Annotated in this window: 8 protein-coding genes; 4 read left to right on the top strand and 4 right to left on the bottom strand. The window is 51.5% G+C overall.

Annotated elements, in window-relative coordinates:
* The first annotated feature begins 122 nt into the window (after positions 1-122).
* The 3 genes from ldtD (at position 123) to L2097_RS10730 (ending at position 3,386) form a co-directional block, all read left to right on the top strand.
* Positions 123-1,976: a L,D-transpeptidase gene (gene ldtD / locus L2097_RS10740; RefSeq protein ID WP_250352810.1), complete on the top strand. Its 1,854-nt coding sequence runs from the start codon at positions 123-125 to the stop codon at positions 1,974-1,976.
* A gap of 186 nt (positions 1,977-2,162) precedes the next feature.
* Positions 2,163-2,711 (top strand): peptidoglycan L,D-endopeptidase MepK, encoded by a 549-nt coding sequence (gene mepK, locus L2097_RS10735; RefSeq protein WP_047371039.1) that lies wholly within the window; start codon positions 2,163-2,165, stop codon positions 2,709-2,711.
* A gap of 27 nt (positions 2,712-2,738) precedes the next feature.
* On the top strand, positions 2,739-3,386 hold the full coding sequence (locus L2097_RS10730) for an MBL fold metallo-hydrolase (RefSeq protein WP_047371038.1): 648 nt from the start codon (positions 2,739-2,741) through the stop codon (positions 3,384-3,386).
* A gap of 45 nt (positions 3,387-3,431) precedes the next feature.
* On the opposite strand, the gene L2097_RS10725 is transcribed toward L2097_RS10730, so the two are convergent.
* The 4 genes from L2097_RS10725 to pncB all read right to left on the bottom strand — a co-directional run bounded on the left by L2097_RS10725 (position 3,432) and on the right by pncB (position 9,350).
* Positions 3,432-4,622, bottom strand: a complete 1,191-nt coding sequence (locus L2097_RS10725) for an amino acid aminotransferase (RefSeq protein ID WP_047371037.1) — start codon at positions 4,620-4,622, stop codon at positions 3,432-3,434.
* A gap of 185 nt (positions 4,623-4,807) precedes the next feature.
* Positions 4,808-5,896: a porin gene (locus L2097_RS10720; RefSeq protein ID WP_085006026.1), complete on the bottom strand. Its 1,089-nt coding sequence runs from the start codon at positions 5,894-5,896 to the stop codon at positions 4,808-4,810.
* Between the two features lie 579 nt (positions 5,897-6,475).
* The gene (gene asnS / locus L2097_RS10715; protein WP_085006027.1) at positions 6,476-7,876 is read right to left on the bottom strand and encodes an asparagine--tRNA ligase; all 1,401 of its coding nucleotides are present in this window, start codon (positions 7,874-7,876) and stop codon (positions 6,476-6,478) included.
* A gap of 271 nt (positions 7,877-8,147) precedes the next feature.
* On the bottom strand, positions 8,148-9,350 hold the full coding sequence (gene pncB / locus L2097_RS10710) for a nicotinate phosphoribosyltransferase (RefSeq protein WP_142519082.1): 1,203 nt from the start codon (positions 9,348-9,350) through the stop codon (positions 8,148-8,150).
* Between the two features lie 267 nt (positions 9,351-9,617).
* Here pncB and pepN point away from each other — a divergent pair, with 267 nt between their 5' ends.
* On the top strand, positions 9,618-12,230 hold the full coding sequence (gene pepN / locus L2097_RS10705) for an aminopeptidase N (protein WP_047371012.1): 2,613 nt from the start codon (positions 9,618-9,620) through the stop codon (positions 12,228-12,230).
* Positions 12,231-12,283 lie beyond the last annotated feature (53 nt).

The following is a 12,283-nucleotide window of genomic DNA, read 5'->3' as shown; positions in this document are numbered from 1 at the left end:
ACCCCATCCGGCAATCGGTCCCTCTTTAAACTTCTTTACATTTGGCAAGGCAAATGCTTTTTTGTCTTTATATACTGATAGAAAGAGCGTTGTGAGTGTAATGAAGAAACAGGGGGCAAGGGATGTTGCTTAAGAAATCGTATGGTCGTCGGATGTCGACATTAAGTTTATGTCTGGCATTCGCATTTGCTCCGCTGTTTAGCGCTCAGGCCGACGAGCCTGAGGTGATACCGGTTGACAGCTCCGCCACACAGGGCGATCAACCCACGGCTTTATCGCAGCCGCTGGAACAGTCGCCTGCAACGGCGATGATGGCAGGTTTGCAGCCTTATCCAACGGCAGATGCGCCTGCCAACGCGCGTATCGCGTTGCAGGCACTCTTACCTGCTAACTGGACACCCGTCTACATGGATTCGCTCTCCGCGTTGTATGCCGCGCGTGCAATGAAGCCGATGTGGGATAACCGTGAGGCAGTTCAGGCTTTCCAGCAACAGCTCGCCGAAGTTGCGATCGCCGGTTTTCAGCCGCAATTTAACACCTGGGTAGAGTTGCTGACCGATCCGAATGTCTCCGGTATGGCGCGAGACATGGTGCTGTCGGATGCCATGATGGGGTATCTGCATTTTGTCGCCGGTATTTCGGTGAAAGGTAGCCATTGGCTCTACAGCAGTAAACCGTACACGCTGGAGACACCGCCGCTGTCTGTCATTAATCAGTGGCAATTAGCATTGGATAAAGGCAACCTGCCGCAATTTATCGATACCCTTGCGCCTCATCACCCGCAGTATGCGGCGATGCATCAGTCTTTATTAACGGTGGTGGCAGACAATTCACCGTGGCCGCAGTTGACCAGTACCGTTTCGCTGCGCCCCGGACAGAAGAGCAGGGATGTGCCAGCGCTGCGTGAGATTCTGCAGCGTAGCGGCATGATGGAAGATGAACCGAAAATCGCGCTGCCTGGCGATGACGCAACGAGTAGCGTCGTCAGTCCTTCTGCCATTGCGGTTGATACGGTGGGTACAAAAACGGCGCAGTTGAGCAAAAGAACGAAACCAGCCAGCCTGGTCAGTAGCGACTACGATCGCCAGTTAGTTGCCGCGGTCAAACGCTTTCAGTCTGCTCAGGGGCTACACGCTGACGGCGTGATAGGGCAATCGACCCGGGACTGGCTGAATGTTACGCCTGCCCAACGTGCAGGGGTTCTGGCACTCAATATCCAGCGTCTGCGTTTGCTACCGGGGAAACTCTCCACAGGGATTATGGTCAACATCCCGGAATATTCGCTGGTCTATTATCTGAATGGCAATCAGGTGCTGGCGTCCCGCGTCATTGTCGGCCGACCGGATCGCAAAACGCCGATGATGAGTAGCGCGCTGAACAACGTGGTCGTCAACCCGCCGTGGAATGTTCCGCCAACGCTGGCACGCAAAGATATTCTGCCGAAAGTGTGGAATGACCCCGGCTATCTCGAGCGCCATGGTTATACCGTGTTGCGCGGCTGGAACAGTAAAGAAGCGATTGATCCGACGATAGTGGACTGGGCGACAATCACACCGTCGAATCTGCCTTTCCGCTTCCAGCAGGCACCGGGCGCACAAAACTCCCTGGGCCGCTATAAGTTCAATATGCCGAGTTCTGACGCTATCTATCTGCATGACACGCCTAACCATAATCTTTTCCAGAAAGAGGCGCGAGCGTTGAGCTCAGGCTGTGTGAGGGTGAATAAAGCCTCTGAGCTTGCCAATATGCTATTACAGGATGCGGGTTGGAACGATACGCGGATTTCCGATACCTTAAAACAAGGAGATACCCGTTACGTTAATATTCGTCAAAATATACCGGTGAATCTTTATTATTTGACCGCATTTGTTGGTGAAGATGGCCGTACTCAATATCGTACAGATATTTACAATTATGATCTGACGGCGCGATCTGGCGCACAAATTCTGGCGAAAGCCGAACAATTAATCAGGTAAATGAAGCAGTTCGGGAAATAACATTGTCGTAATATTTAGCGAAAACGGGCCGGATCTGCTGTAAGGCCCGTCTTTGCTGGGGTTGGGCTACCTTGACGCCGACGTTTTTGCCCGGTAAGGTGCCTCTCGTGCGCAATAAAAGTGCATAAATTACGATCACTTTGTTATCTTGCAGACCTGATTATCATGGACAAATTTGACGCTAATCGCCGCAAATTGTTGGCGTTAGGTGGTATTGCCCTTGGTGCAGCCATCTTACCTCAACAAGCATTTGCAACCCTTTCCACCCCACGTCCGCGTATTTTAACGCTGAATAATCTCCATACTGGAGAAACAATTAAGGCGCAGTTTTTCGATGGCCGGGGCTATATTCAGGATGAATTAGCAAAACTCAATCATTTTTTCCGTGATTATCGCGCGAATAAAATTACAACCATCGATCCAAAACTGTTTGATCAACTTTATCGCTTGCAAGGTTTGTTAGGAACGAGCAAACCCGTGCAATTGGTTTCAGGATACCGTTCTGTCGATACGAATAACGAACTCCGGGCCCACAGTTCTGGGGTAGCTAAAAAGAGCTATCACACCAGGGGACAGGCGATGGATTTTCATATCGAAGGGATTTCTCTGAGTAATATTCGCAAAGCTGCGTTATCTATGCGTGCAGGTGGTGTAGGATATTACCCCAGCAGCAACTTTGTGCATATTGATACCGGGCCGCTAAGGCACTGGTAAAACTCAGTTAAAAGAGACAGGAGCAGTATGAACTATCGTATTATTCCGGTTACCGCCTTCTCCCAGAACTGTTCGTTAGTCTGGTGTGAGCAAACCCGGCTGGCAGCAATAGTGGATCCCGGTGGCGATGCTGAACGCATCAAACAGGAAGTTGAAGCCTCCGGCGTGACGTTAACGCAAATCCTGCTTACGCATGGTCATCTGGACCATGTCGGTGCGGCTGCCGAGCTGGCGCAGCACTATGGCGTGCCAGTGATTGGCCCGGAAAAAGAAGATGAGTTCTGGCTGCAAGGGCTACCTGCCCAAAGTCGCATGTTTGGTCTGGATGACTGCCAGCCGCTGACGCCGGATCGTTGGTTAAATGAAGGCGATACAGTGAGCGTAGGCAATGTGAAGCTGGAGGTTTTGCACTGCCCCGGGCATACGCCAGGTCACGTGGTTTTCTTTGATGCGCAATCACGGCTGCTGGTGTCCGGCGACGTAATCTTTAAAGGCGGCGTAGGGCGCAGTGATTTTCCGAAAGGCAATCATGGGCAGTTGATTGATGCCATCAAAACTAAACTGTTGCCGCTGGGTGATGATGTAACCTTCATCCCTGGTCACGGCCCGATGTCTACCCTGGGCAACGAGCGGCTACATAATCCTTTCCTGCAGGATGAACTGCCGGTCTGGTAAAACAAAAAAGGTCGCATATGCGACCTTTTTTATTTCGCTTGTCTTTTATAACACTGCGACGATAGCTTCACACAACGGCGACATGTTATCCGGCGTCATACCCGCAACGTTAATACGTCCGGATGCAACCGCGTAGATAGCGAACTCTTCACGCAGGCGGAGCACCTGCTCTTTAGTCAGACCGCTGAAAGAGAACATTCCGTTCTGACGGGTGATAAAGCTGAAATCGCGATCCGCCCCTTTTTCTTGCAGGGTATTCACAAACAGCAGACGCATACGCTGGATACGCTGGCGCATGTCAGTCAATTCTTGTTCCCAGATGGCACGCAGCGCATCATTGCTCAGAATCGTCGCCACTACAGACGCACCGTGAGCCGGTGGGTTAGAGTAGTTAGCGCGAATGGTCGATTTCATCTGGCTAAATGCACGGTCCACGGTCTCCTGATCCGCGGCCACCAGCGTACAGGCGCCGACACGCTCGTTGTACAGACCGAAGTTTTTCGAGAAAGAGCTGGCGATGATCAATTCTTTATGCAGCGCAGCAAACGCGCGCAGACCTTCCGCATCTTCTTCCAGACCGCGAGCGAAACCCTGATAGGCAAAATCGAACAGCGGCAGCCAGCCTTTTTCTATGGATAATTTCGCCAGCGTCTCCCACTGCTCAAGCGTTGGATCGATACCGGTCGGGTTATGGCAGCAACCGTGGAACAGCACGATATCGCCCGCTTGTGCGGCTTCGAGGCTTGCAACCATGCCGTCGAAATCCAGCGCATGGTTTTGCGCGTCATAGTAAGCGTAATCACAGACCTCAAGACCCGCGGAGTTAAACACGCCTTTATGGTTCGGCCAGCTTGGATTACTTACCCAGATACGTTTTGCTGAGGTATTTTTCGCCAGGAAATCAGCGGCAACTCGCAGGCCACCCGTACCGCCCGGGGTCTGCGCGGTGCGCGCACGTTTGTCGTTAATAATCGCACTGCCTTTGCCGAACAGCAGTTCCTGCGTGCAACGACCAAACTCAGGAATACCGTCGATGCCGAGGTAATTTTTTGTGTTTTCGTTTTCCAGCAGATACTGCTCCGCTTTTTTAACGCTGGTCAGTACCGGTGTTTTCCCGGTTTCGTCTTTATAGACGCCAATACCAAGGTTGATTTTGCCAGGACGTTCGTCGGCGCGAAACAGATCGGCCAAACCCAGAATAGGGTCAGCAGGGGCAGCGGTAATATTCTCAAACATGACGAGGTTCCATTATGATGACAGAAGGGAGATCCGCTATCAGGTTAACGGTTGATGTGCCAATTGCCAACCGTTTGCGATAAAAAGCGTGCGTCTTTTTAGCAGTCGGTATATTTGGCGGCGAGAGAATAAAAAAACAGGGCCGAAGCCCTGTTTCTCATGCATATAATAACGAGGTGTGCTGATTAGAACTGGTAAGTCACAGCCATCGCAACCTGGTCGTTACGACCATTCACGATACCAACGCTGTCGCTGTAGTCGCTCTTGTCGATCAGGTTCAGCTGGTAATCAACATAGATGTTGAAGTTTTTGTTGAAGTAGTAGTACGCACCGATTTCAACATATTTCTGCAGATCTTCGTTGCCGCCAGCGAAGGTACCACGTGCAGCCAGGTCCTTGCCTTTAGACTGAACGTAGGACAGGGACGGACGCAGACCGAAGTCGAACTGGTACTGAGCCATTGCTTCGAAGTTCTGAGTTTTGTTAGCAAAAGTACCGTCAGCTTCGCGAGTCATGTTGCGAGTTTCAGCGTAAACAGTTGCCAGGTAGATGTTGTTTGCATCGTATTTCGCACCAACAGCCCATGCTTCTGCCTTCTCACCTTTACCGTCTGCAGTCTGCAGGTTAGTACGGTCAGAGTTGCTGTAAGCGCCGATTACGCTAAAGCCTTCTGCGAAGGAGTAACCCAGAGAGTAACCAACGCCGTCGCCATTAGAGGTTCTAATGTCATTGCGCTCGTTTTTACCCTGATACTGGATACCCATGCTCAGACCATCAACCAGACCGAAGAAGTCGGTGTTACGGTAGGTCAGGACGCCAGTGGTACGGCCAGTCATGAAGTTATCAGCGTAGTTAGCCCAGGTCATGCCAGAATAGGATGGGGCAACGTCAGTGTAAGATTCTACGTCGTAGACGATACCGTAGTTACGACCGTAGTCCAGAGAACCTACGTTGTTAACTTTGATACCAGCAAAAGCCAGACGGTTACGGGTACCCTGTGAACCTTCTGGATCGCTTGCCAGCGCACGGTATTCCCACTGACCGTAACCGGTTACATCGCTGTTGATCTGAGTTTCGCCTTTGAAACCAATCTGAGCGTAGGTGCTGTCGTTGCTGCCAGTGCTGTCACCAGAGGTCACGAAGTCGTGCTCACCAACAACTTTACCGTACAGGTCCAGTTTGTTGCCGTTTTTGTTGTAAACTTCTGCAGCGTTAGCTGCACCAGCTACCAGCAGGGCAGGGATAACCACTGCCAGGATATTGCGCTTCATCATTATTTATTACCCTCATTGGTTTTTTTGTACACCTGCCACTGCCGCCAATAAATTCCGTCAATAAAAATTTACGGAACTATTGATGAGAGTTTGGTGTCTTTCTGTGTCTGAAAGGCATCTTTCCATTCATATAATCGTTTCGCTAGCCTGAAAGTGCTACAAATGTCTTAAAGAGGTTACAGAAAGCAATTATGTGTAAGAATTTATGTATTTTGAGGAACTTTGTGAACCACCTCAAAATTCAGAACCAATCGCTGTCAAAAAGATCGGCTTTATAACTATATATATGAATTGCTTATGTTTAATTAAGATAAGGGTAAATCTTGTACAGGAATTATTCTCATCTTACTTTTTCCTGGCAGGCGTTTAAGCCGTCCGGAATGCTGTGTGATTTTTATCCAGACGTGCTATCAGATGAGGAATTACTAACCCACAATACCGCTGTGGATTATTTTTTGTTCAGTAATATTTCAGCGCGATCTCGCCCAGGAATGGGTAGAAGCGTAAGCCGGGTGAGCCCGGCTACGGTGAAGAAATAAGAAAGAGCGTAAAAAAGCCAGCAAATGCTGGCTTTTATTGTTAAAACGTGGCGCTACGAGGGGTGCGAGGGAACGGGATGACATCACGTACATTTTGCACGCCGGTGACATAAGCGATCAGACGTTCAAAGCCCAGGCCAAAACCGGAGTGCGGCACGGTGCCATAACGGCGCAGATCGCGATACCACCAGTAGTCTTCTTTATTAAGACCCATTTCAGCCATACGCGCATCGAGCACATCCAGACGTTCTTCACGCTGAGAGCCACCGATGATTTCACCAATGCCGGGGGCCAGAACGTCCATTGCGGCAACGGTTTTACCGTCGTCATTAAGACGCATATAGAAGGCCTTAATGTCTTTCGGATAGTTTTTCACCACGACCGGTGCTTTAAAATGTTTCTCGGCCAGGTAGCGCTCGTGCTCAGAAGAGAGGTCAACGCCCCAGTAAACCGGGTTTTCAAACTTCTCACCGCAGGTTTCAAGGATGGCTACGGCGTCGGTGTAGTCCACCTGTGCGAAGTCTGCCGCAACGAAACGTTCCAGACGGGCAATCGCGTCTTTATCTACGCGTTCAGCGAAGAACTTCATGTCGTCCATACGCTCAGTCAGAACTGCGTTGAAAGCATATTTCAGCATTGCTTCCGCCAGACGGGCGTTATCTTCCAGATCGGCAAAGGCCACTTCCGGCTCCAGCATCCAGAATTCCGCCAGGTGACGGCTGGTGTTGGAGTTTTCCGCGCGGAACGTTGGGCCAAAGGTGTAGATTTTGGACAGCGCACAGGCGTAGGTTTCGCCGTTCAACTGACCAGATACGGTCAGGAATGACTCTTTACCGAAGAAATCTTTGTCGAAATCAACTTTGCCCTGATCGTTACGCGGCAGGTTTTCCAGATCCAGCGTGGAAACGCGGAACATTTCACCTGCGCCTTCGGTGTCAGATGCAGTAATCAGCGGCGTGGAAACCCAGAAGAAACCCTGCTCATCAAAGAAGCGGTGCAGAGCCTGCGCCAGCGTATGACGAACACGGGCGACAGCGCCGATCAGGTTGGTACGCGGACGCAGGTGCGCCACTTCACGCAAATACTCGATGCTGTGGCGTTTCGCCGCCATCGGGTAAGTGTCCGGATCTTCAACCCAGCCGGTGACTTCTATCTGAGTCGCCTGCAACTCGAAGCTCTGGCCTTCGCCAGGGGATTCCACCACTTTGCCGGTGACAACAACGGAGCAGCCTGTCGTCAGGCGAAGAACTTCTTCATTGTAATTGGGCAGAGAATTATTAATGACAGCCTGTACAGGATCAAAGCAGGAGCCGTCATAAACGGCGAGGAAGGAGATGCCAGCTTTTGAATCTCGGCGGGTACGTACCCATCCGCGCACGGTGACTTCTTGGTCAACGGTGACGCGGCCCTGGAGTACGTCGGCTACAGGCACAACGCTCATAATATTCTCTCTGTTAATTGTCTGGAAAAGATCATCGTTTGTCCGCCCACAAAGGGGGGATACCTATGTTACCTGGCAAGCGCCATCAGACAAGTAGAATTCGCAGCGAAAAGGGGTATTTCGGAAATTAATCTTTTGCCAGCGCTGAGATAGTGAGCGGTGGGGGGGAAACAGCTCGCAGGTTAGCTTTATATTTATGGCTAAATCGCAAACATTCATCACAAATAAAAAACGCCCCGATTGGGACGCTTTTTAACCTTTCCGGCGATGATTAACTGGCCTTTTTAACCTGCGGCAGGTCGAACGCTTTGCGCAACGCACGCACAAAGGCTTTATCGTGGCAAATGGTTTTGCCGGGGCTGTCAGATAACTTCGCTACCGGTTTGCCATTACACTCAACCAGCTTTATCACGATGTTCAGCGGTTTCACATGTGGAATATCGCAGGTCAGACGCGTACCAATACCGAAGCCCAGCTTGATGCGGGAGGCAAAATGGCAATAGAGATCCAGCGCTTTATTGAGATCAAGATTGTCAGAAAAAATCAGCGTCTTCGACAGGGGATCGATACCAAGCTTTTCATAATGCGCGATGGCTTTTTCGCCCCATTCCACCGGGTCGCCAGAATCATGACGCAAACCCTGGTAACGTTGCGCAAACACAGGCCCGAAATCACGCAGGAAGGCATCCATGGTGATACAGTCTGTCAGGGCAATACCGAGTTGCTCCGGGTACTCTTCCAGCCACGCGGCGAGTGCGGCACGTTGACTGGTAGCCAGATCCGGGCTGATTTGCTGGTGTGCCTGGAACCATTCGTGAGCCTGGGTACCCATTGGCGTGAGCGACAGGCGACGTGCAAGATCGTAATTGCTGGTGCCGATAAACCAGGGCTCTTGCTTGAGGCGTGCCACGATAGCGTACTGCACATCGCGTGAGAAACGGCGGCGCGTGCCGAAATCCATCAGACGGAAACCTGACATATCCAGCTCTGCAGTGCGGGTAGCAAAATCCGCCAGTTTTGTTTCAAGATGCAGCAGGGCCTGCTGAACACCCACCTGCGGAGAGCGGCAGCGATGCACAAGCTCGCTAATCACTGCCAGTAGCGGCACTTCCCACATAATGACTTCACGCCATGGCCCGGACATGCGAATGTTCAACTTGCCATTATCATTTATGACGGTCACTTGCGACGGGTCATAACGGAAATTACGCAGCCACTGCAGGTAATCCGCTTTGAAGAAGGGGAGGCCGGACAGCCACTGGTATTCGTCTTCCTGCAGGCGCAGATGTTGCATTGCGTCAATTTCTTCGCGAATTGCGCTGGCATAAATGCCGAGAAGATCGTCGCCGCGGCAGCGAAATTCAGCTGTAACATGCACATCGTAGTAGTGATGGAACACCGCCTGTTGCATATGCAATTTGTAGGCATCAGTATCCAGCAGCGTCTGCAGAGCAGGGGGAGCGAGTCGTGTCATGGTGCGCCGTAGCATCCTCTCACAGGAGCGTTTAGTACAATAAACAAAGCAGGTGGAAACCGCTGGAGTATACCTTGTTTATTGATTTATTGAACCCCGATCACACCATATCGCGCAAAACGGGTCGAGGGCATTTCGTGCCGCATGTTACTAAAATGTAGCATAGTGAGCTTTTCTCCCTGAAAAGATGAACATTCTGCGTGGCGGGAATTACGCAACAGGAATAGACTGGAGACGTAACCAAACAGAAGATGCTAAAGGTTTTTTATGACACAACAGCCACAAGCCAAATACCGCCACGACTACCGTGCGCCGGATTACCTGATTAGCGATATTGACTTGACCTTTGACCTGGATGCCGCAAAAACCGTTGTCACTGCGCTGAGCACTATTTCACGTCATAGCGCCTCGCCAGTGCCATTGCGTCTGAATGGCGAAGACCTGACGTTAGTGTCAATCCATGTTAACGACCAGCCGTGGACACAATATAAAGAAGAAGACAATCACCTGGTCATTGACGGCCTGCCTGAGCGATTCACATTGCGTATCGTTAATGAAATCAGTCCGGCTGCGAACACTGCACTTGAAGGTCTCTATCAGTCCGGCGATGCGCTCTGTACTCAATGTGAGGCGGAAGGTTTCCGCCATATTACCTGGTATCTGGACCGCCCGGATGTTCTGGCGCGATTTACCACTAAAATCATTGCCGACAAAACCGCCTATCCGTTCCTGCTTTCTAACGGTAACCGTGTGGGCCAGGGCGATCTGGAAAACGGTCGTCACTGGGTACAGTGGCAGGATCCCTTCCCGAAACCTTGTTACCTGTTTGCACTGGTAGCGGGCGACTTTGATGTTCTGCGCGATACCTTTACCACCCGCTCCGGGCGTGAAGTTGCGCTTGAGCTCTTTGTCGACCGTGGCAACCTTGACCGCGCGCCGTGGGCGATGACCTCGCTCAAGAACTCCATGAAATGGGACGAAACCCGTTTTGGCCTCGAATACGACCTCGACATCTATATGATTGTCGCCGTGGACTTCTTTAATATGGGCGCGATGGAGAATAAAGGCCTTAACGTCTTTAACTCCAAATATGTGCTCGCCCGTACAGATACCGCGACCGACAAAGACTATCTCGATATCGAACGCGTCATTGGTCATGAATATTTCCATAACTGGACCGGTAACCGCGTGACCTGCCGCGACTGGTTCCAGCTCAGCCTGAAAGAAGGGCTGACCGTGTTTCGTGACCAGGAGTTCAGCTCGGACCTGGGTTCCCGTGCGGTAAACCGTATCAATAATGTTCGCACCATGCGCGGGCTGCAATTTGCCGAAGACGCCAGCCCGATGGCGCATCCGATTCGCCCGGATAAAGTTATTGAAATGAATAACTTCTACACCCTGACGGTGTATGAGAAAGGGGCTGAAATCATCCGCATGATCCATACCCTGCTGGGCGAAGAGAATTTCCAGAAAGGGATGCAGCTCTATTTTGAACGTCACGATGGCAGCGCTGCAACCTGCGATGATTTTGTTCAGGCAATGGAAGATGCGTCAAATATCGATTTGTCACATTTCCGTCGCTGGTATAGCCAGGCGGGGACGCCGATTGTTACGGTACACGACGATTATAATCCGGCGACCGAGCAGTACACGCTCACTATTAGCCAGCGTACGCCGCCTACAGCGGAACAGCACGAGAAACACCCGCTGCATATCCCGTTTGACATTGAGCTTTATGATAATGAAGGAAAGGTCATCCCATTGCAGAAAGACGGTCATCCTGTGCATCACGTGCTGAACGTTACCCAGCCGGAACAGACCTTTGTCTTTGATAATGTCTACTTCCAGCCGGTACCGTCCCTGCTGCGTGAATTCTCTGCACCGGTGAAACTGGAATATAAATGGAGTGACCAACAACTGACGTTCCTGATGCGTCATGCCAGCAATGATTTCTCTCGCTGGGATGCCGCGCAGAGCCTGCTGGCGACACATATTAAGCTCAACGTTGCCCGCCATCAGCAGGGGCAGGCACTCTCATTGCCACTGCATGTTGCCGATGCATTCCGCGCGATCCTGCTGGATGAACACATCGATCCGGCGCTGGCTGCGGAAATTCTGACATTGCCGTCGGCGAATGAGATCGCCGAATTGTTCGACGTTATCGATCCGGTTGCCATCGTGGCGGTACGCGAAGCGCTGACCCGCACGCTGGCTACCGAGCTGGCAGATGAAGTGCTGGCCGTTTATAACGCCAACAAGCTTGATACCTACCGCGTGGAACATGCGGATATCGGCAAGCGTGCATTACGTAACACCTGTCTGCGTTATCTCGCCTTCGGCGACGCGCAACTGGCCGATAAACTGGTAAGCGAGCAATATCACCATGCTGACAACATGACGGATGCGCTGGCGGCGCTCTCCGCCGCTGTTGCCGCACAACTGCCGTGCCGTGACGCGCTGATGCAGGAATACGATGACAAATGGCATCAGGACGGTCTGGTAATGGATAAGTGGCTGATTCTACAGGCGACTAGCCCGGCAGAGAACGTGCTTGACACCGTACGCGGTCTGCTAAAACACCGTTCATTTACAATGAGCAACCCGAACCGTGTGCGTTCGCTGATTGGCGCGTTTGCCAGCAGCAACCCGGCAGCATTCCATGCGCCAGACGGTAGCGGCTATCAGTTCATGGTCGAAATGTTGACAGAATTGAACAGCCGCAACCCGCAGGTGGCCTCGCGTCTGATTGAACCGCTGATTCGTTTAAAACGTTATGATGCGAAACGCCAGGAAAAAATGCGTGCGGCGCTGGAGCAACTCAAAGCATTGCCGAATCTGTCGGGCGATCTGTTTGAGAAGATCAGCAAAGCGCTGGCATAGCGTTCAGCGGGCAGATCATGCGTGATAACAAGCCGGGTTAGCGTGTACAGCGC

This window comes from Citrobacter sp. MNAZ 1397 (assembly GCF_023613995.1).
Classification (GTDB): domain Bacteria; phylum Pseudomonadota; class Gammaproteobacteria; order Enterobacterales; family Enterobacteriaceae; genus Phytobacter; species Phytobacter ursingii.
Note: the sequence above shows the minus strand (reverse complement) of the source record. Positions and strands in the feature narration are given on the sequence as shown.

Bases quoted from the DNA above. Each gene is read 5' to 3' on its own strand.
- L2097_RS10720 (WP_085006026.1), bottom strand. From the start codon at position 5,896: ATGATGAAGCGCAATATCCTGGCAGTGGTTATCCCTGCCCTGCTGGTA.
- L2097_RS10730 (WP_047371038.1), top strand. From the start codon at position 2,739: ATGAACTATCGTATTATTCCGGTTACCGCCTTCTCCCAGAACTGTTCG.
- pncB (WP_142519082.1), bottom strand. From the start codon at position 9,350: ATGACACGACTCGCTCCCCCTGCTCTGCAGACGCTGCTGGATACTGAT.
- asnS (WP_085006027.1), bottom strand. From the start codon at position 7,876: ATGAGCGTTGTGCCTGTAGCCGACGTACTCCAGGGCCGCGTCACCGTT.
- ldtD (WP_250352810.1), top strand. From the start codon at position 123: ATGTTGCTTAAGAAATCGTATGGTCGTCGGATGTCGACATTAAGTTTA.
- pepN (WP_047371012.1), top strand. From the start codon at position 9,618: ATGACACAACAGCCACAAGCCAAATACCGCCACGACTACCGTGCGCCG.
- mepK (WP_047371039.1), top strand. From the start codon at position 2,163: ATGGACAAATTTGACGCTAATCGCCGCAAATTGTTGGCGTTAGGTGGT.
- L2097_RS10725 (WP_047371037.1), bottom strand. From the start codon at position 4,622: ATGTTTGAGAATATTACCGCTGCCCCTGCTGACCCTATTCTGGGTTTG.